Below are 20870 nucleotides of genomic sequence, written 5' to 3' on the forward strand. Positions count from 1 at the left end.
AGGCTTAAACTCCTTTAATATAATCGCCGACTACGCCTGGTAGTTCTTCTTTTTCATAGCCAAAATGGGTCATGGAGGAAACGAAGTGTTCCAATTCTTCTTCTGATAATTGTTTGCGCGATTGGGTGATTAGCTCCTTATCCTCAGTCACAAATCGTCCAGTTGTGCGCTTACTGTAGACAAATCCTTCTCGTTCAAGGTCTGACAAGGCTCTTTGGATGGTGTTTGGATTGACACCGGCCTCGCTAGCTAGCTCTCTCACGGTTGGAAGTTGTTGATTGGGTTCCAGTGTATGGGAGACAATCTGAAGCTTAATTTTCTCCATGATTTGTAAATAAATGGGTTTTTTATTGTCAAATGTCCAGGACATCTTGGTCTCCTTTCTCTTATCTCTTTGTCTTAATTAAATAATACAACAAAACAAAAAACTTGTCAAGCAAAAAGAAGAATTGTTTTGGGAATCGCTTAAAAAATGGTATAATGAAAAGAAAACGATAAGGAGGGAAAGGATGCGTTGTCCAAAATGTGGGGCTACCAAGTCAAGTGTTATCGATAGTCGCCAAGCAGAAGAAGGGAACACCATTCGTAGAAGACGTGAGTGCGATGAATGCCAGCACCGTTTTACAACCTACGAACGGGTAGAAGAAAGAACCTTAGTGGTTGTTAAAAAAGATGGCACACGGGAACAATTCTCCAGAGATAAAATCTTTAATGGGATTATCCGCTCAGCCCAGAAACGTCCTGTGTCAAGTGATGAAATCAACATGGTAGTCAATCGTATCGAACAGAAACTCCGTGGTCGAAATGAAAATGAAATTCAAAGTGAGGACATTGGTTCACTCGTCATGGAGGAGTTAGCTGAACTGGACGAGATTACCTATGTACGTTTTGCCAGTGTCTATCGTAGCTTTAAGGATGTCAGTGAGTTAGAGAGCTTGCTCCAACAAATCACCCAGTCCTCTAAAAAGAAAAAGGAAAGATAAATGAAGCCAATTGACCGTTTTTCTTATCTAAAGAATAATCGGGTGTCGCAAGATACCTCATCTCTGGTACAGTGCTACCTCCCGATTATCGGTCAGGAGGCACTGAGCCTTTATCTTTATACCATTAGTTTTTGGGATAATGGTAGAAAGGAATATCTTTTTTCAAGCATTCTTAACCATCTCAACTTTGGGATGGATAGACTGATAAAATCCCTGAAAATCCTGTCTGCTTTCAATCTCTTGACCCTCTATCAAAAGGGGGATGTTTATCAGTTAGCCCTCCATGCTCCTCTCTCGAGTCAGGACTTCTTGGAACATCCTGTTTATCGCAGACTTTTGGAGAAAAAGATTGGTGATGCAGCTGTGGAGGATTTGAAAGTTGAAAGTGCTGAGGGAGAAGAAATACCTGTCTCACTCAATCAAGTCTTTCCAGATTTGGCAGAGCTTGGAAGTCAAGAAGACCTTGGTCTCAAGAAGAAAGTGGCCAATGATTTTGACTTGGACCATTTTCGCCAGCTAATGGCTCGAGATGGGCTTCGTTTTGCGGATGAGCAGTCCGATGTTTTAAACCTCTTTGCCATTGCCGAGGAGAAGAAATGGACTTGGTTTGAGATATATCAACTGGCTAAGTCAACAGCTGTTTCCCAGGTTATTTCAACCAAACGGATGCGGGAAAAAATCGCTCAAAAACCAGTTTCCTCTGACTTTAGTCCTAAGGAAGCGACTATTATCAAAGAAGCCAAAAGTAAGACTGCTCTGCAGTTTTTGGCAGAAATCAAGCAGACACGCAAGGGAACTATTACCCAAACAGAAAGAGAACTCTTGCAACAGATGGCTGGCTTGGGCTTGCTAGATGAAGTCATCAATATCATTCTCTTATTGACCTTTAATAAGGTGGATTCAGCAAACATCAATGAGAAATATGCCATGAAGGTAGCCAATGACTATGCCTATCAAAAGATTCATTCGGCAGAAGAGGCAGTCTTGCGCATTCGTGAACGTGGGCAGAAGAGTCAGGCTCAAAAAAGCAGTAACCCTAGTCCTGCCAAGTCCAATGTACCCAAGTGGAGCAATCCAGATTATAAAAACGAAACCAGCGAGGAAACTCGTCTGGAACTAGAACGTAAGAAACAAGAACTATTAGCTCGATTAGAAAAAGGAGGAGATTAGATGGAAAGTGTCGGAGACGTACTCAAACGTCAACCTAGCCGTTTTCATTATCAAGATTTGGTCCAGAAAATCATGAAGGATCCTGATGTTGCGGCCTTTATCCAGCAAGAATCCCTTACTCCAGAGGAATTAAATCGCAGTATCTCCAAGTTTAATCAGTACATCACCGAGCGTGACAAATTTCTCCGTGGGGATACGGATTATATTGCCAAAGGCTACAAGCCGATTTTGGTTATGAATCATGGTTATGCGGATGTTTCTTATGAGGAAACTCCTGAACTAATCGCGGCTGAAAAAGAAGCGGCTATTAAGAATCGTCTCAAGTTAATTAATCTGCCAGCCAGTCTCAAGCAAGCTAGTTTGGCTCAAGTAGATTTGGATGATTTGGGGCGCTTGCCAGTTTTTGAAAAGCTATTAGCCTTCGTGGAGCAATATCCAGCTATTCGAAAAGGTCTTTACTTATATGGAGACTTTGGTGTGGGAAAAAGTTTCATGGTGGCTGCCTTGGCTCATGATTTATCAGAAAAACGAGGTGTTTCATCCACTCTTCTCCACTATCCTAGCTTTGTCATTGATGTCAAAAATGCTATCGGTGATGGTAATGTTAAGACCTTGGTGGATGAGATTAAGCTGTCTGAAGTCCTGATTTTAGATGACATTGGTGCCGAGCAATCAACAGCTTGGGTACGTGATGAAATCCTGCAAGTCATTCTCCAATATCGGATGCAGGAAAATTTACCGACCTTTTTCACTTCCAACTTTAACTTTGAAGAATTGGAGCTGCATTTCGCTAAAGGGAAGCATGGAAATGACGAAACTTGGGAAGCCAGACGCGTCATGGAACGCATCCGTTATTTGGCTGATGAGACTCGTTTAGAAGGAGTAAACCGTCGATGACAGAAACGATTAAACTGATGAAAGCTCATAAGTCTGTGCGAAGATTTAAGGAGCAAGTCATCCCTCAGGAAGACTTGACTGAAATCCTGACAGCAGCCCAGATGGCCTCGTCTTGGAAGAATTTCCAATCCTACTCTGTGATTGTGGTACGAAGTCAAGAAAAGAAAGATGCCTTGTACGAATTGGTGCCTCAAGAAGCCATTCGCCAGTCTGCTGTTTTCCTTCTCTTTGTCGGAGATTTGAACCGAGCGGAAAAGGGAGCCCGACTTCATACTGACACCTTCCAACCTCAAGGTGTAGAAAGTCTCTTGATTAGTTCGGTCGATGCAGCTCTTGCTGGACAAAATGCCCTGCTGGCAGCCGAAAGTTTGGGCTATGGTGGTGTCATTATTGGCTTAGTTCGATACAAGTCAGAAGAAGTGGCAGAGCTCTTTAACCTGCCTGACTACACCTATCCTGTCTTTGGGATGGCACTAGGTGTACCAAATGAGGAACATGAAGTCAAACCTCGCTTGCCATTGCATCAGGTGGTTTTTGAGGAAGAATATCAGGAACAAACAGTTGATGTGATTGAGTCTTATGACCGTGTACAGGCTGACTATGCTGGGGCGCGTGCAACCACAAGCTGGAGTCAGCGCCTAGCAGAACAGTTTGGTCAAGCAGAACCAAGCTCAACTAGAAAAAATCTTGAACAGAAGAAGTTATTGTAGAAAGTGAGAAATTATGGCCCTACCAACTATTGCCATTGTAGGACGTCCCAATGTTGGGAAATCAACCCTATTTAATCGGATCGCTGGTGAGCGAATCTCCATTGTAGAAGATGTCGAAGGAGTGACACGTGACCGTATCTATGCGACGGGTGAGTGGCTCAATCGTTCGTTTAGCATGATTGATACAGGAGGAATCGATGATGTCGATGCTCCTTTCATGGAACAAATCAAGCACCAGGCAGAAATTGCCATGGAAGAAGCCGATGTTATCGTCTTTGTGGTGTCTGGTAAGGAAGGAATTACCGATGCAGACGAATACGTAGCCCGTAAGCTTTATAAGACCCACAAACCAGTCATCCTCGCAGTGAACAAGGTGGATAACCCTGAAATGCGAAATGATATCTATGATTTCTATGCCCTCGGTTTGGGTGAACCACTGCCTATCTCATCTGTCCATGGTATCGGTACAGGGGATGTGCTAGATGCTATCGTAGAAAATCTTCCAAATGAATATGAAGAAGAAAATCCAGATGTGATTAAGTTTAGCCTGATTGGTCGTCCAAACGTTGGAAAATCAAGCTTGATTAACGCTATTTTGGGAGAAGACCGTGTCATTGCTAGTCCTGTTGCTGGAACAACACGTGATGCCATTGATACCCACTTTACAGATACAGATGGTCAAGAGTTTACCATGATTGATACGGCTGGTATGCGTAAGTCTGGTAAGGTTTATGAAAATACCGAGAAATATTCTGTCATGCGTGCCATGCGTGCTATTGACCGTTCAGATGTGGTCTTAATGGTCATTAATGCGGAAGAAGGCATTCGTGAATACGACAAGCGTATCGCAGGATTTGCCCATGAAGCTGGTAAAGGGATGATTATCGTGGTCAACAAGTGGGATACACTTGAAAAAGACAACCACACTATGAAAAACTGGGAAGAAGATATTCGTGAGCAGTTCCAATACCTGCCTTACGCACCGATTATCTTTGTATCCGCTTTGACCAAGCAACGTCTCCACAAACTTCCTGAGATGATTAAGCAAATCAGTGAAAGTCAAAATACACGTATTCCATCAGCTGTCTTGAACGATGTTATCATGGATGCCATTGCCATCAACCCAACACCGACAGACAAAGGAAAACGACTCAAGATTTTCTATGCGACCCAAGTGGCAACCAAACCACCGACCTTTGTTATCTTTGTCAACGAAGAAGAACTCATGCACTTTTCTTACCTGCGTTTCTTGGAAAATCAAATCCGCAAGGCCTTTGTCTTTGAAGGAACACCGATTCATCTCATCGCAAGAAAACGTAAATAAACCTTACTTATTTTCCAATAAGCATAACTTAAAGAACCTGAGAACTATTTTGTCTCAGGTTTTTTCTGTTTATCTTATCTTGATTCTCAGAATAGGTTTGAAATGAAAAAGAATGCTGATAAATCAACATTCTTTTCATGCTCACTTAGAAAGAAATAATGTATTTTGTATTTTTAGCTACCAAAGATATACTCTTCCAATAATTAACTGCATATTTTCTCATTATCAGAAAGTATAGTTTTCATATTTTTTGATCTGAAAATCATATTAGTAGTCATCTAAAGATAAATTATTTCTATCTGTGATTATCTTTTGAATTTGTAATTTTTTAAAATCATTTTGCCGTAGACTCCAGTTATAATAAGACTGCCTCATAAGTTCATCGAAAATTATACGATTAGTACCATCAATATTACCGTTATCTAGTTTCCTCAATTCATCATTTTTAAATCTTTGTAAAATTTGTATAGCAGTTCGATTTTTTATTTTTAGTCCGTGAAATTCGGGGTAATAAAGAAAATCATTTAAAATATAAAAATATTTGGCATCTTCTAATAAACTTTTTGTATGCGTTTGGTAATTTTTACAAAAATTCAATATCAATTTGAATAAATAATTTAAGACAACCTTATATCTTTTTCCATATCCAATTATATAATAACCAATAGCACAAAGTGTATAGTAATCTTCTGAATTTTCATCTAGTAGTTGACATAAAAATTGCGAACTCAATTTCTTATCAAAATATTTTAAATATACAATTAGATCAGAAATATTATTGATTCTATTTGAGTTATTCTTCAATATACGATAGATATTTTCAAATATCCTATTTTCAATACTTAATAAATAATTTTCACTATTTGTTATAAAGTTTCCATTTTGATTGTTGATTGTTTTTCTTAATTTAGATATCGAAGCTCTGAATTTTATTAAAGTACTAATATAGGACTTTGTAGTGTCAGAATCAGGATGGATTGAATAGATATTATTTATCTGATCAAGAGCAGTATTTATGGTCCGAAGGTATTCATAAAATTTTTTCTTATAGTTAATCGTTTCTTGATTAATAAAAATTGGTTCATAAATTTCTAAAGAGATAGTCTTTAAAAAATATAGAACAACTCTCCGTTTAGAACTAGGTGTTTCGCTTATAATATTCCTTATTGCATCATATAGATTGATCCAAGCAGATTCTTTAATAATTATCTTCGCTTCAGAAATACTGTATTTCTCAGAGTTGTTAGTGAGAAGTTGTCGATATTTCTCAATTGCATTAGTATTATTTGATAATTTTAAAATATTGAGTTCTCTAATATTGTTAAAAGTATTCAGAATGTGCTTTAATTGTATAATGGACGAATCAGCCAATGAGAAAGGCTGCTCTTTAATTTGATGTTTTTCAAGATTGAGTTTTAAATTGAAATTAGAAAGCTCCTTAGAAATTTCTTGCTCAATAATCTCGAGTATCTCATACTTTGATGAGAAAACATAATAATCATCAATGAATCGATAAATTTTATAATCTTTATTTAAGATGATGTTTTGCCGATTTAAGTTCTTCTCAATATTATAATCACAGTGCGTTAAAATAATATCAGCAATTATTCTATTTATTTCTGGCCCAATTATAATACCATTGGTTTGGTTATCATTGCTTTTTTGTTGTAGTATGTCTGATTGAGCTGCAAAAGTATTCTTTAATTTCTCACTTGAGTATTCCTTACCTATGTGTTTATCTCCAACTATCCCCCATGTAATTGAATGAGTATATATACTTCCAAAAAAGTTTTGAATATCAAGTTTAGAAAAAAATCGATATCGTAAACTATCTCTGTTAAAACTAGGAGAATTCAGAATGTTAGATAATTTATGATGTTTGTTATAGGTGAAATATTTTTTAAAGAAAGGATCCAATTCTTCATTTGTAATAGAATTATTTCCTTCGATGCCAAAATCTTGTTCCATTTTTAACAGTTTTTTTTCTAAAGCTTTACTTTCTGAATATGTTATAGTATTTGCTTTTTGAACTTTACGAACATTAAATTTAGACTTTTGAAGAAAGTTAATTAATAGATATTCGTATTTCATAATATAAAGTAAAAACTTTAACTGTGAAGAAGGATGCATCAACGAAATTGTCCTATAACTACCATTATTTTTAGGAATTTCGTAGCGAAGAGGGATGGTATATTTGTCATTGAAATTTTTGTTAAATTTTTTATTATCCGTTGGAACTAGATTAATCAAATTTTCTAAATTATTTTTTAATGGTGAATTTGAGAAAAAGATTGGCACCTCAGAAGGGAGGACTTCATTTGCTAAAAACCATTCCTGCTTAAGATATTGTTTATTCATAATTAAATTATCCTTGATTTTTTGTCTCTTATATTGTACCATATAAAGCGTAGGCTTGAGAACACTAAATATTTTAATACTAGTTAATACAAGATTGAGTTCTCATACACACAAAAAGATTATTTCAAGTTTTTGCTTAAGGTATCATGTACCGTACATTTTATTATGTACTTCGCGTTGTATATGGTATCTAGCTTGGTAAGGATAAAAAAATCTGTCGTAATAGAGATTATTTTATCCTTCCTCTGTGCCTACGATTTTAGGGATATTTCATGAAATTTAGTTCGATTTTTTCAAAAAATAAGGTAGGAGAGCGACTGGTTTATAAATTAAAAAAAGAGGATTTACGTTCAGAATTGAAGGATGTAAATACTGAAATTATAAATAAATTCAGCATAGTGCTCCCAAATAGAAACGCTATTATCAAATCATTAATTCAATTTTTAAGCCAAGGAAGTATATACTGTAATCAAGCAGATTTAGATGCTACTGTTCAGAATTTCTATGTGATTAAGGCTGATATTGTGAATTTCTTCCCATCAATTAATAAGCATAGACTTTATAAAAAAATCATTAAATCTTCTATATTAAAAGATACTAGTCTTGATATTATTAAATCGTTTATATTTAATAATGATATTTCGGGTATACCTTTAGGTATGCCATTTTCTAGTGCACTTTCTGAAGTATATTTAGAAGATTTTGATGATGCAATAAGGAGAGAGTTTGCTCCAATTTTTTATGTTAGATATGTAGATGACATATTAATGATAAAAAGTTATCCTAAAAGTATGACTATTGATAAAGATAGTGAGAAAAATTTATTATTTAGTTTACTGAACGAAATTAGTTTATCAGCTAATGAAACTAAGACAGATATTTATGAATACAGACCATCTATTAATACACTAAACTTTGAGTATCTTGGATATAGTTTTAATATATCTGATAAAAAGTTACACATTGATATTTCTAAAAAAAAGTATGACAAAAAAGTATTAAATAGACTTACAAGATATTTTAAATATTATAAATCTTCCTCTCATACTGATGAAGATTTCTGGATTCTTTATTATAGATTAAAAAATTTAATTTATGGTGTAACATCGAGTGGGGAAAAAGGTACTGATCATAAGTTAAAATTTGGAATTGGTTTTAATTATAAGTTTATTAATTCCGACCACAGATTAAAAGATTTATTGAAGGCATTCCATTATTTTAGAACTAAATATTCAAATTATTTTACCTCGGAACAAACCGCACGCCTATTTAGTCTGATTAGTGTTGATTCTAGGGTAAATGGAAGAATAATTCTTAACCAATTTTCTGATACCAATGATATTTTACTTTTACTCAAGAAGAGAATAACTTATACTAAGTATTCAACAATAAAGTTAGAAGAAATTGCACAGCAAATTGGATGTCCGTCAATTGTCAGAAGTAACGATAGCTTGTATCGATATAATCTACAAATACAGATAATGAAAAAATTACGAATTCGTTGATTTAACTGAGAGCTCAGGCTCTCTTTTTTATTCCCCTCTTGACTACAAGGTAGTCATTTTCACAATTATTCCTTGTTGGTCTTGGTGGGGAAATAGATATAGAGCTGAATCAGTCATCAAAATTCAATCATTTTCCTAGCTTTTGTAACCTATTTGTAATGAAAATGCACTTTTTTTGTAAAAATCAAAATGCTATAATTCCTTAAATCAATTTTCCTTTATCAGGGAGGTTATTATGAAAAGAAGCAGATTATTTAAAAATAGTTTGTTGGTTCGCTTGCTTGGATTGCTGATAGTCTTTCTCTTCTTGTCAGCATTCACAGCACTTAAAAAACCTGAGTACGGGATTTATGACCAGGCTCACTATCTTACTGAGTCGACGATTGCAAGAAGCGTCCCCTGCCTTTGATGAACAAAAATTTAGCTTGTTGCTAGAAAAAACTTGGGAAATTTGGAGTTTAACCAGCGTCAAGAACTCTTGTCTAAAAGTATCAAAGATTGCCTTCCCCTATCTTATCAGGACTCTATCAAGGTTTATGAAAATACAGAAAAATACTCTGTCATGCGTGCCATGCGTGCTATTGACCGCTCGGATGTGGTCTTGATGGTCATCAATGCGGAAGAAGGAATCCGTGAATACGACAAGCGTATCGCAGGATTTGCCCATGAAGCTGGTAAAGGGATGATTATCGTGGTCAACAAGTGGGATACACTTGAAAAAGACAACCACACTATGAAAAACTGGGAAGAAGATATCCGTGAGCAGTTCCAATATCTACCTTACGCACCGATTATCTTTGTATCCGCTTTGACCAAGCAACGTCTCCACAAACTTCCTGAGATGATCAAACAAATCAGTGAAAGTCAAAACACACGTATTCCATCAGCTGTCTTGAACGATGTTATCATGGATGCCATTGCCATCAACCCAACACCGACAGACAAAGGAAAACGACTTAAGATTTTCTATGCGACTCAAGTGGCAACCAAACCACCGACCTTTGTTATCTTTGTCAACGAAGAAGAACTCATGCACTTTTCTTACCTGCGTTTCTTGGAAAATCAAATCCGCAAGGCCTTTGTCTTTGAAGGAACACCGATTCATCTCATCGCAAGAAAACGTAAATAAAAAAGCAGAATCTGGAATGACATTTCCAGATTTTTTTGATAAAATGAAGTTGAAGAAAGCGCTATCAAAAAGAGGTGTTGATGATGGAACATTTGTTTAAATTGTTAATCTTATTACCCTGTTTTTACTTTTTCAGCTGGATTGAAAAGGCCAACAGAGATAGTAAATTTTTCCCAATTTTTTACTATTTTTACTGGATTTACATCACCCTCTATGCTCTTTTTAGCCTTGCTTGGACAGTTTTTTCAGTCTTGTTTTTCAATATCCTATTGAGAAATGTGGCAGACATCAAGTCTTGGGGCATTTGGCTATTATTACTACTTATTGCTTTTTCCAGTTCTTGGTTAACCTATATCTTTTTCAAAAAAATGCTTCGCTTGAGACGGGAACTGGGGAAGTCTAAAGGTGGAAAGCATTGATTTATATTGGTAAGAACATTTAATAGAATGAAACTAAAGAAAACAATTTTAAAGAGGAGGTGTCGATGATGAAACTGTCGTTTAATTGGTTTCATTTGATACTCTTATTTCCCTGCTTTTACTTTTTTTATTGGATAGATAATGCTGATAGAAACAGTAAGTTTTTCCCCATTATCTACTATTTCTACTGGATTTATATTTCCCTTTTAGCTCTGTTTAGCTTGGATATGACAATTTTTTCATTCTTATTTTTCCCTTTTGTTCTAAATTATGTATCAGATGCTAGTACTTGGGGTGTTTGGTTGCTTTTGATAGTCTTATCTCTAGGCAGTGACTGGTTAGAATATATCTTTTTCAAAAACATGTTTCGCTTGAGACGAGAACTAGGGGAGTCTAACGGTGGAAGGCATTGATTTATACTCTTCGAAAATCAAATTCAAACCACGTCAACATCGCCTTGCCGTACTCAAGTACAGCCTGCGGCTAGTTTCCTAGTTTGCTCTTTGATTTTCATTGATTATTATATTACTTTCTATTTGTAGGAGGTTGCTTATGGAACGTCTAAAATCATTTATTACACAATATTCTAAATTCTATATTGGTTTAGTTCTGTTGATCTGGATTGCTTTCTTCTTTCTTCCTTGGGGCAGTCCGATTCTGGGGGGAAAGATTGACCTCTTCAGCATACAGAAAGTTTTACTAGTTTTTGGAATTATGTCGATTTTGATGGCCTTGCTGTCCAAGAAAGTCAGTCTCTTTGTTTTTGGATTGATCTGCTGTTTTTCTCTTTGGATAAATCTATTTATCCTATTTGCGATTTTGCCGATTTTTGTTGGCAATTAAATCATCATAAAAGTCAGAGAGGTTAGCTTGGAAACTAGCCTCTTTTTCCTTTTCAAAATGGGGATTCTTCCTTGAAAATAATCAGTAATTGTGCTAAAATTAAAAGAACATTCTAAAATATTCGGAATTTAAAGTAAGGAAAAACATGGCTAATATTTTAAAAACAATTATCGAAAATGATAAAGGAGAAATCCGTCGTCTGGAAAAGATGGCTGACAAGGTTTTCAAATACGAAGACCAAATGGCTGCTTTGACAGATGACCAACTAAAAGCAAAAACAGTTGAATTTAAAGAACGTTATCAAAATGGAGAATCACTGGATTCATTGCTTTATGAAGCATTTGCGGTTGTCCGTGAGGGTGCCAAACGTGTCCTAGGTCTCTTCCCATATAAGGTTCAGGTCATGGGGGGAATCGTTCTTCACCATGGTGACGTGCCAGAGATGCGTACAGGGGAAGGGAAAACCTTGACTGCGACCATGCCCGTATACCTCAACGCCCTTTCAGGTAAAGGGGTTCACGTAGTTACGGTCAATGAATACCTATCAGAGCGTGACGCGACTGAGATGGGTGAATTGTACTCATGGCTTGGTTTGTCAGTAGGGATTAACTTGGCTGCCAAGTCTCCAATGGAGAAAAAAGAAGCCTATGAGTGTGATATTACTTACTCAACTAACTCAGAAATCGGATTTGACTACCTTCGTGACAACATGGTCGTTCGTGCTGAAAACATGGTACAACGCCCGCTTAACTATGCCTTGGTCGATGAGGTTGACTCAATCTTGATTGATGAGGCCCGTACACCTTTGATCGTATCAGGTGCTAATGCAGTTGAAACCAGTCAGCTCTACCACATGGCAGACCACTATGTAAAATCTTTGGACAAAGACGACTACATCATCGATGTGCAGTCTAAGACTATTGGTTTGTCTGATTCAGGGATTGACAAGGCTGAAAGCTACTTCAAACTTGACAATCTCTATGACATCGAAAACGTAGCTCTGACTCACTTTATCGATAACGCCCTTCGTGCCAACTACATCATGCTTCTCGATATTGACTATGTGGTGAGCGAAGAGCAAGAAATCTTGATCGTCGACCAATTTACAGGTCGTACCATGGAAGGTCGTCGTTATTCTGATGGATTGCACCAAGCCATTGAAGCCAAAGAAGGTGTTCCAATCCAGGATGAAACCAAGACATCTGCCTCTATCACTTACCAAAACCTTTTCCGTATGTACAAGAAATTGTCTGGTATGACGGGTACAGGTAAGACTGAGGAAGAAGAATTCCGTGAAATTTACAACATTCGTGTTATTCCAATCCCAACAAACCGTCCTGTTCAACGTATTGACCACTCAGACCTTCTTTATGCAAGTATCGAGGCTAAGTTTAAGGCGGTTGTCGAAGACGTTAAAGCTCGTTACCAAAAAGGTCAGCCAGTCTTGGTTGGTACAGTTGCAGTTGAGACCAGTGACTACATTTCTAAGAAATTGGTCGCAGCTGGTGTTCCTCACGAAGTCTTGAACGCCAAAAACCACTATAAAGAAGCCCAAATCATCATGAATGCTGGTCAACGTGGTGCTGTTACCATCGCAACCAACATGGCCGGTCGTGGTACCGACATCAAGCTTGGTGAAGGGGTTCGCGAACTTGGAGGACTTTGTGTTATTGGTACAGAACGTCATGAAAGCCGTCGTATCGACAACCAGCTTCGTGGACGTTCAGGTCGTCAGGGAGACCCAGGTGAGTCACAATTCTACCTCTCTCTTGAAGATGACTTGATGAAACGTTTTGGTTCTGAACGCTTGAAGGGAATCTTTGAACGTCTCAACATGTCTGAAGAGGCGATTGAGTCTCGTATGTTGACGCGTCAGGTTGAGGCAGCGCAAAAACGTGTCGAAGGAAATAACTACGATACCCGTAAACAAGTCCTTCAATATGACGATGTCATGCGTGAACAACGTGAGATTATCTACGCTCAACGTTACGATGTCATCACTGCAGACCGTGACTTGGCACCTGAAATTCAGTCAATGATCAAACGCACGATTGGTCGTGTCGTTGATGGTCATGCGCGTGCTAAACAAGACGAAAAACTTGAAGCAATTTTGAACTTTGCTAAGTATAACTTGCTTCCAGAAGATTCTATTACGATCGAAGACTTGTCAGGTTTGTCTGATAAGGCCATCAAGGAAGAGCTCTTCCAACGTGCCTTGCAAGTTTACGATAGTCAGGTTTCAAAACTACGCGATGAAGAAGCAGTTAAAGAATTCCAAAAAGTCTTGATTCTACGAGTGGTGGATAACAAGTGGACAGATCATATCGATGCCCTTGATCAATTGCGTAACGCGGTTGGACTTCGTGGCTATGCTCAGAACAACCCTGTTGTTGAGTATCAGGCAGAAGGTTTCCGTATGTTTAATGACATGATTGGTTCGATTGAGTTTGATGTGACACGTTTGATGATGAAAGCACAAATTCATGAACAAGAAAGACCACAAGCAGAACACCATATCAGTACAACAGCGACCCGTAATATCGCTGCCCACCAAGCAAATATGCCTGAAAATCTGGATTTGAGTCAGATTGGACGGAATGAACTTTGCCCATGTGGTTCTGGTAAGAAGTTTAAAAACTGTCACGGTAAAAGACAATAAAATGAGATAGTTTAGAGGCGGATACCTTGTGAAAAGTAAATTTTTACTTGGTATCCGTTTGATTTATAAGGAGATGAGTTATGGTATTTACAGCAAAAAGTCCTAAAATTAATATTGAAGAAGTTCGTGCCTTATCAAAATTAGAAGGCCAAGCTTTGGAGAGAAAATCTCAGCGCGATCAAGAGCTAGAAGCCATTATACGTGGAGAAGACCAGCGAATTCTCTTGGTAATCGGGCCATGCTCATCTGACAATGAAGAAGCTGTTCTTGAATACGCTAAGCGTTTGGCAGCTTTGCAAGAAGAAGTGGCAGACCGTATCTTTATGGTTATGCGTGTTTACACTGCCAAACCTCGTACCAACGGAGATGGCTATAAGGGCTTGATTCACCAACCTAACGCGACAGAAGCGCCTAGTCTTATCAATGGAATCAAAGCCGTTCGCCATCTCCATTATCGTGTTATCACGGAAACAGGTATGACAACGGCTGATGAAATGCTTTATCCTGAAAATCTTCCGCTTGTAGATGATTTGATTTCTTACATGGCGGTTGGTGCCCGTTCTGTTGAAGACCAGCAACACCGCTTTGTGGCAAGTGGAGCAGATTTCGCGACTGGGTTTAAAAATCCAACATCTGGAAATCTCAATGTTATGTTTAATGGGATTTATGCTGCTCAAAACAAACAAAGTTTCCTTTTCCTAGGAAAAGAAGTGGAAACAACTGGGAACCCGCTTTCGCACGCTATTCTTCGTGGAGCAATCAATGAGTATGGTAAGAATATTCCTAACTACTACTATGATAATTTGATGGATACTATTGCTCAGTATGAGAAGATGGGCTTGGAAAATCCTTTTATCATCGTGGATACCAATCATGACAACTCTGGTAAGCAATATATGGACCAGATTCGAATTGTCCGCCAGACCTTGATTAACCGTGATTGGAATGAAAAAATCAAGCAGTACGTTCGTGGCTTTATGATTGAGTCTTATCTAGAAGACGGCCGTCAAAACGAACCGGAAGTATTTGGCAAGTCTATCACAGACCCTTGCCTTGGCTGGGAGAATACGGAAGTCCTCGTCAGAGAAATCTACCAAACGTTAGGAGAATAAGATGGCATTTATTGAAAAAGGTCAAGAAATCGATATTGAAGCAATCAAGGCAGAAACTCAATTGTCTGTGGAAGCCTTGCGATTAAAGGATCGTCGTGATAGAGAATTGGCAGACATCATTTCAGGAGAAGATGACCGTATCCTTTTGGTAATTGGTCCTTGCTCTTCTGATAATGAAGAGTCTGTCTTGGAATATGCCCGCCGTTTATCTGCCTTGCAGAAGAAGGTGGCGGACAAGATTTTCATGGTTATGCGTGTTTATACAGCTAAACCTCGCACCAACGGAGATGGCTATAAAGGTTTGGTTCACCAACCAGATACCTCTAAGGCTCCAAGTCTGATTAACGGCTTGCAGGCTGTTCGCCAGTTGCATTACCGCGTGATTACAGAGACTGGTTTGACAACGGCAGATGAGATGCTTTATCCGTCAAATCTGGTCTTGGTAGATGATTTGGTCAGCTACCATGCTGTAGGGGCTCGTTCTGTGGAAGACCAAGAGCACCGCTTTGTGGCTTCAGGGATTGATGCACCAGTCGGGATGAAAAATCCAACCTCTGGGAATCTTGGTGTTATGTTTAACGGTATCTATGCCGCTCAGAATAAACAAACCTTCCTCTTCCATGGTCAAGAAGTTGAGACTTCAGGAAATCCCTTGGCCCACGTCATCCTTCGTGGTGCAGTTAATGAATATGGGAAAAATGAGCCTAACTTTTACTATGAAACCCTGCTAAATGCTATTGAGCGCTATGAAGCCATGGGACTTGAAAATCCCTTTATCCTCATTGACACCAATCATGATAACTCCGGCAAGCAATATATGGAGCAGATTCGAATTGTTCGCCAGACCTTGCAAAATCGTGATTGGAATGAGAAAATTAAAAAGACGGTTCGAGGCTTTATGATTGAATCCTACCTAGCAGATGGTCGTCAAAACCAACCAGAGGTCTTTGGCTGCTCTATTACTGACCCTTGCCTAGGTTGGGAAAATACAGAGGCTTTGGTAGAAGAGATTTATGCTACCTTGACAAAATAAGTGAAAAGGATGGAGTTGGGGGAATCTCAACTCCTTTTGATGAAAATGATAGTTGGACACGGAATTGACATCGAAGAATTGGCTTCGATAGAAAGCGCAGTTACACGACATGAAGGATTTGCTAAGCGCGTGCTGACCGCTAAGGAAATGGAGCGCTTCACCAGTCTTAAAGGGCGCAGACAGATTGAATATTTGGCTGGTCGTTGGTCGGCTAAGGAGGCCTTTTCCAAGGCTATAGGAACGGGTATTGGCAAGCTCAGTTTTCAGGATTTGGAAGTCTTGAACAATGAACGCGGGGCGCCTTATTTTAGTCAGGCACCATTTTTAGGAAAGATTTGGCTGTCTATCAGCCATACAGATCAGTTTGTGACAGCTAGTGTCATTTTGGAGGAAAATCATGAAAGCTAGTCCGCATAGACCAACCAAGGCTCTGATTCATCTGGGAGCTATTCGACAAAATATTCAGCAAATGGGGGCTCATATCCCTGAAGGAACACTCAAATTTGCAGTAGTCAAGGCTAATGCCTATGGTCATGGAGCTGTTGCCGTTGCCACGACTATTCAAGATGATGTTGATGGCTTTTGCGTTTCCAATATCGATGAAGCTATTGAACTCAGACAGGCTGGACTTAGCAAGCGAATCCTTATTTTAGGAGTTTCTGAAATCGAAGTTGTTGCTCTAGCTAAAGAATATGACATCACCTTGACTGTAGCTGGACTGGAGTGGATTCAAGCACTCTTAGATAAGGAAGCGGACTTAACTGGATTAACAGTCCACCTCAAGATTGATTCAGGAATGGGACGAATTGGTTTTCGAGAGGCTCATGAGGCTGAGCAGGCTCAAGATTTGCTCCAACAACATGGTGCTCGTGTTGAAGGGATTTTTACCCACTTTGCTACTGCAGATGAGAAATCAGATGACTACTTTAATGCCCAGTTAGAACGGTTTAAAACTATTTTGGCCAGTATGAAAGGTCTTCCAGAGCTGATACATGCCAGCAATTCGGCAACGACTCTTTGGCATGCAAAGACTATTTTCAATGCGGTCCGTATGGGAGATGCCATGTATGGTCTAAATCCGAGTGGAGAGGTCTTGAACTTACCCTATGACCTGACTCCAGCCTTGACCTTGGAGTCTGCCTTGGTTCATGTCAAGACAGTTCCAGCTGGAGCTTGCATGGGCTATGGAGCGACCTATCAGGCGGATAGCGAGCAAGTCATTGCGACGGTGCCAATCGGCTATGCAGATGGTTGGACACGAGATATGCAGAATTTCTCCGTCTTGGTAGATGGGCAAGCTTGCCCAATCGTTGGGCGAGTATCTATGGACCAAATCACCATTCGTCTGCCTAAGCTTTATCCGCTAGGAACAAAGGTGACCTTGATTGGCTCAAACGGGGACAAGGAAATCACAGCAACTCAGGTAGCGACCTACCGTGGAACCATTAACTATGAAGTGGTTTGTCTTCTCAGCGATCGCATTCCGAGAGAATATTATTAGAAAAGAAAGGAGTGGGGCATGAATCTACATCAACCCTTGCATGTCTTACCTGGTGTGGGACCAAAGTCAGCAGAAAAATACGCCAAACTAGGAATTGAAAACTTGCAAGACCTCTTGCTCTACTTTCCTTTCCGATATGAAGACTTCAAGACAAAGCAAGTGCTGGAACTGGAAGACGGTGAAAAGGCGGTTCTTTCTGGTCAAGTCGTGACTCCTGCTAGTGTCCAGTACTATGGTTTCAAGCGTAATCGCCTACGCTTTAGCCTCAAGCAGGGAGAAGTCGTTTTTGCGGTGAATTTCTTTAACCAGCCCTATCTAGCTGATAAAATAGAGTTGGGAGCAACCCTTGCTGTTTTTGGAAAATGGGACCGCGCCAAGGCTAGTCTGACAGGGATGAAGGTCCTAGCTCAGGTGGAAGATGACCTCCAACCTGTTTATCGCTTGGCTCAGGGAATCAGTCAGGCCAGTCTGGTCAAGGTTATTAAGACGGCTTTTGATCAGGGATTGGACCTCTTGATTGAGGAAAATCTTCCTCAGTCTTTGCTGGACAAATACAAACTCATGTCCCGTTGTCAGGCAGTCCGAGCTATGCATTTTCCAAAGGATTTGGGAGAATACAAGCAGGCCCTTCGCCGTATCAAGTTTGAGGAACTCTTTTATTTCCAAATGCAATTGCAAACGCTCAAATCTGAAAATAGAGTTCAGGGAAGCGGTCTGGTTCTGGACTGGTCTCAGGAAAAAGTGTCAGCTGTTAAAGAAAGTCTGCCATTTGCCCTGACTCAAGCTCAAGAAAAGAGTTTACAGGAAATTTTGACCGACATGAAGTCGGACCACCACATGAATCGTCTCCTACAAGGGGATGTGGGGAGCGGAAAAACAGTAGTTGCTGGCTTGGCTATGTTTGCGGCGGTGACAGCTGGTTATCAGGCTGCCCTAATGGTACCAACAGAAATCCTCGCAGAGCAACACTTTGAGAGTTTACAGAACCTCTTTCCAGACTTGAAACTGGCTCTTTTGACAGGTTCCTTGAAAGCTGCAGAAAAGAGAGAAGTTTTGGAGACCATTGCCAAGGGTGAGGCTGATTTGATTATTGGAACCCATGCTCTGATACAGGATGGAGTGGATTATGATCGCCTTGGTTTGATTATTATCGATGAGCAGCACCGTTTTGGTGTGGGGCAAAGGCGTATTCTAAGGGAAAAAGGCGACAATCCAGATGTTCTCATGATGACAGCGACTCCTATTCCACGGACGCTGGCTATCACAGCCTTTGGCGATATGGATGTTTCCATTATCGACCAGATGCCAGCAGGGCGGAAGCCTATTGTGACACGCTGGATCAAGCATGAGCAACTACATCAGGTCTTGACTTGGTTAGAGGGGGAAATTCAAAAAGGTTCCCAAGCCTATGTCATCTCTCCCTTGATTGAAGAATCAGAAGCTCTGGATCTGAAAAATGCCATTGCCTTATCAGAAGAGTTGACGTCTCATTTTGCAGGTAAGGCAGAGGTGGCTCTTTTACATGGTAAGATGAAGAGTGATGAAAAAGACCAGATTATGCAGGAGTTCAAAGAGAGAAAAACGGATATTCTGGTTTCGACGACGGTTATCGAGGTCGGGGTCAATGTTCCCAATGCGACCGTCATGATTATCATGGATGCCGATCGCTTCGGGCTCAGCCAGCTTCACCAGCTCAGAGGTCGTGTCGGTCGGGGGGACAAGCAGTCCTATGCAGTTCTCGTTTCCAATCCCAAGACGGATTCTGGAAAAGATCGCATGCGCATCATGACAGAAACCACCAATGGATTTGTCCTTGCGGAGGAAGATTTGAAAATGCGTGGTTCAGGTGAGATTTTTGGAACCAGACAGTCAGGCCTTCCAGAATTCCAAGTGGCTGATATTATTGAAGATTTTCCAATTTTAGAAGAAGCCAGAAAAGTTGCTAGTTACATTAGTTCGATAGAAGCTTGGCAAGAGGATCCAGAATGGCGCATGATTGCCCTTCATTTGGAGAAGAAAGAACATCTAGATTAAGCTTTTTCTAAGGAAATCTTAAGCTAGCTTTCAGGTTTGGCCCTTATACTAGAGTCATCAAAAAGAAACGAGGACTCTCACATGACAGTAACGATTAAAGTAAATTACCAAACCACTTTCCAGGAGAAAGAAGCAACAAAATAATATAAATATAAGGAAGAAAGAGCGAAATGCTCTTTTTTTGTTTGAGTTTTTTCAAGATTTGAACGGTAATTATAAATAGCTAGAGTAGAATGGAGTCAGTTCAGAGTAGACGATTACTTTCTAAATCATTAAGTGAAAGAATCAAAAGATAGTATATTTAGTTTATGGGACAATAGATTGAAAGGATATGTCTTTTCTGAAACTACTTTCAGAAACAGCTGTTCTATAAAATACTTTTGAAACTGAAATCTATTCTATCACAAAGTATTGAAAGCGCTTAATAAATGATATATAATGACCTCATAAGAACAAGGAAAAGGAGGAAAGAGGATGCCACAGATTACTAAAGAAGCCTTGATTGCAAAAATCAAAGATGGAATCATCGTTTCTTGTCAGGCCCTTCCTCACGAACCGCTTTATACAGAAGCGGGAGGAGTCATTCCCTTGCTGGTCAAAGCGGCTGAGCAAGGTGGAGCAGTCGGTATCCGAGCAAATAGTGTTCGCGATATCAAGGAAATCAAGGAGGTTACCAACCTTCCAATCATTGGGATAATTAAACGAGATTATCCACCTCAAGAACCCTTCATCACTGCTACTATGAAAGAAGTTGATGAATTGGCAGAGCTTGACATCGAGGTGATTGCTCTGGATTGTACCAAGCGTGAACGCTACGATGGTTTAGAGATTCAAGAGTTTATTCGTCAGGTTAAGGAAAAATATCCGAACCAGCTCTTGATGGCTGATACAAGTACTTTCGAAGAAGGATTGGCAGCTGTTGAAGCAGGAATTGACTTTGTCGGAACAACCTTATCAGGATACACATCTTACAGTCCAAAAGTGGATGGTCCCGATTTTGAATTAATTAAAAAACTCTGTGATGCCGGTGTAGATGTCATTGCAGAAGGGAAAATTCATACACCTGAACAAGCCAAACAAATCCTGGGATATGGAGTGCGAGGTATCGTTGTTGGTGGCGCTATTACTAGACCCAAAGAGATTACAGAACGCTTCGTTGCTGGTCTTAAATAAAAAATAAAGAAAGGGGGATT

Annotated in this window: 18 protein-coding genes and 2 pseudogenes; 18 read left to right on the top strand and 2 right to left on the bottom strand. The window is 39.4% G+C overall.

Annotation, left to right across the window (positions count from 1 at the left end; translation table 11 throughout):
* Window positions 1-4 precede the first annotated feature (4 nt).
* Entirely contained in the window at window positions 5-370 is a 366-nt protein-coding gene (locus tag TZ91_RS01340; RefSeq protein ID WP_020901665.1) for a GntR family transcriptional regulator, read from the bottom strand.
* A 139-nt stretch (window positions 371-509) separates the two neighbouring features.
* Between TZ91_RS01340 and nrdR the strand changes: the two genes are divergently transcribed.
* From nrdR to der, 5 genes are read left to right on the top strand one after another with little or no spacing between them, the layout of a single operon-like run.
* Window positions 510-983: a transcriptional regulator NrdR gene (gene nrdR / locus TZ91_RS01345; RefSeq protein WP_001203672.1), complete on the top strand. Its 474-nt coding sequence runs from the start codon at window positions 510-512 to the stop codon at window positions 981-983.
* The gene (locus tag TZ91_RS01350; RefSeq protein WP_033686867.1) at window positions 984-2153 is read left to right on the top strand and encodes a DnaD domain protein; all 1170 of its coding nucleotides are present in this window, start codon (window positions 984-986) and stop codon (window positions 2151-2153) included.
* Window positions 2154-3050 carry a primosomal protein DnaI gene (gene dnaI / locus TZ91_RS01355; RefSeq protein ID WP_033686866.1) on the top strand — a complete coding sequence of 299 codons (897 nt, stop codon included), beginning with the start codon at window positions 2154-2156 and terminating at the stop codon, window positions 3048-3050.
* Window positions 3047-3760 carry an NADPH-dependent oxidoreductase gene (locus TZ91_RS01360; RefSeq protein ID WP_033686865.1) on the top strand — a complete coding sequence of 238 codons (714 nt, stop codon included), beginning with the start codon at window positions 3047-3049 and terminating at the stop codon, window positions 3758-3760. Before dnaI ends, TZ91_RS01360 begins: the two co-directional genes overlap by 4 nt.
* A gap of 13 nt (window positions 3761-3773) precedes the next feature.
* Entirely contained in the window at window positions 3774-5084 is a 1311-nt protein-coding gene (der, locus tag TZ91_RS01365; protein WP_001207696.1) for a ribosome biogenesis GTPase Der, read from the top strand.
* 267 nt (window positions 5085-5351) lie between these two features.
* On the opposite strand, the gene TZ91_RS01370 is transcribed toward der, so the two are convergent.
* On the bottom strand, window positions 5352-7442 hold the full coding sequence (locus TZ91_RS01370) for an RNA-directed DNA polymerase (RefSeq protein WP_033686864.1): 2091 nt from the start codon (window positions 7440-7442) through the stop codon (window positions 5352-5354).
* 272 nt (window positions 7443-7714) lie between these two features.
* On the opposite strand from TZ91_RS01370, the gene TZ91_RS01375 reads away from it, so the two are divergent.
* From TZ91_RS01375 to TZ91_RS01430, 13 genes and pseudogenes are all read left to right on the top strand, one after another.
* On the top strand, window positions 7715-8947 hold the full coding sequence (locus TZ91_RS01375) for an RNA-directed DNA polymerase (RefSeq protein ID WP_052690260.1): 1233 nt from the start codon (window positions 7715-7717) through the stop codon (window positions 8945-8947).
* Window positions 8948-9182: 235 nt separating this feature from the next.
* A pseudogene (locus TZ91_RS10335) lies at window positions 9183-9338 on the top strand (TPM domain-containing protein); the annotation flags it as partial.
* 138 nt (window positions 9339-9476) lie between these two features.
* Window positions 9477-10076: pseudogene (locus tag TZ91_RS01380) on the top strand (GTP-binding protein); the annotation flags it as partial.
* An 83-nt stretch (window positions 10077-10159) separates the two neighbouring features.
* The gene (locus tag TZ91_RS01385) at window positions 10160-10495 is read left to right on the top strand and encodes a hypothetical protein (protein ID WP_004238753.1); all 336 of its coding nucleotides are present in this window, start codon (window positions 10160-10162) and stop codon (window positions 10493-10495) included.
* Between the two features lie 65 nt (window positions 10496-10560).
* On the top strand, window positions 10561-10908 hold the full coding sequence (locus tag TZ91_RS10570) for a hypothetical protein (RefSeq protein ID WP_033686863.1): 348 nt from the start codon (window positions 10561-10563) through the stop codon (window positions 10906-10908).
* Window positions 10909-11047: 139 nt separating this feature from the next.
* Window positions 11048-11338: a hypothetical protein gene (locus TZ91_RS01395; protein WP_033686862.1), complete on the top strand. Its 291-nt coding sequence runs from the start codon at window positions 11048-11050 to the stop codon at window positions 11336-11338.
* Between the two features lie 145 nt (window positions 11339-11483).
* Window positions 11484-13997 (top strand): preprotein translocase subunit SecA, encoded by a 2514-nt coding sequence (gene secA, locus TZ91_RS01400; RefSeq protein ID WP_033686861.1) that lies wholly within the window; start codon window positions 11484-11486, stop codon window positions 13995-13997.
* Window positions 13998-14077: 80 nt separating this feature from the next.
* Window positions 14078-15109, top strand: a complete 1032-nt coding sequence (locus TZ91_RS01405; RefSeq protein ID WP_004258559.1) for a 3-deoxy-7-phosphoheptulonate synthase — start codon at window positions 14078-14080, stop codon at window positions 15107-15109.
* A 1-nt stretch (window position 15110) separates the two neighbouring features.
* Complete coding sequence (locus TZ91_RS01410) at window positions 15111-16142, top strand: 3-deoxy-7-phosphoheptulonate synthase (RefSeq protein WP_033686859.1); 1032 nt, start codon at window positions 15111-15113, stop codon at window positions 16140-16142.
* A 45-nt stretch (window positions 16143-16187) separates the two neighbouring features.
* Window positions 16188-16550, top strand: coding sequence for a holo-ACP synthase (gene acpS, locus TZ91_RS01415; RefSeq protein WP_033686890.1), 363 nt, complete (start codon window positions 16188-16190; stop codon window positions 16548-16550).
* A complete protein-coding gene (gene alr, locus TZ91_RS01420) occupies window positions 16540-17643 on the top strand; it encodes an alanine racemase (protein ID WP_033686858.1) in 1104 nt (367 codons plus the stop codon). Before acpS ends, alr begins: the two co-directional genes overlap by 11 nt.
* An 18-nt stretch (window positions 17644-17661) precedes the next feature.
* Window positions 17662-19677, top strand: a complete 2016-nt coding sequence (recG, locus tag TZ91_RS01425) for an ATP-dependent DNA helicase RecG (protein ID WP_020903250.1) — start codon at window positions 17662-17664, stop codon at window positions 19675-19677.
* A gap of 474 nt (window positions 19678-20151) precedes the next feature.
* The gene (locus TZ91_RS01430) at window positions 20152-20850 is read left to right on the top strand and encodes an N-acetylmannosamine-6-phosphate 2-epimerase (RefSeq protein ID WP_020903251.1); all 699 of its coding nucleotides are present in this window, start codon (window positions 20152-20154) and stop codon (window positions 20848-20850) included.
* The last annotated feature ends 20 nt before the right edge of the window (window positions 20851-20870 follow it).

The organism is Streptococcus mitis (assembly GCF_000960025.1).
Taxonomy (GTDB): Bacteria; Bacillota; Bacilli; order Lactobacillales; family Streptococcaceae; genus Streptococcus; species Streptococcus mitis_DH.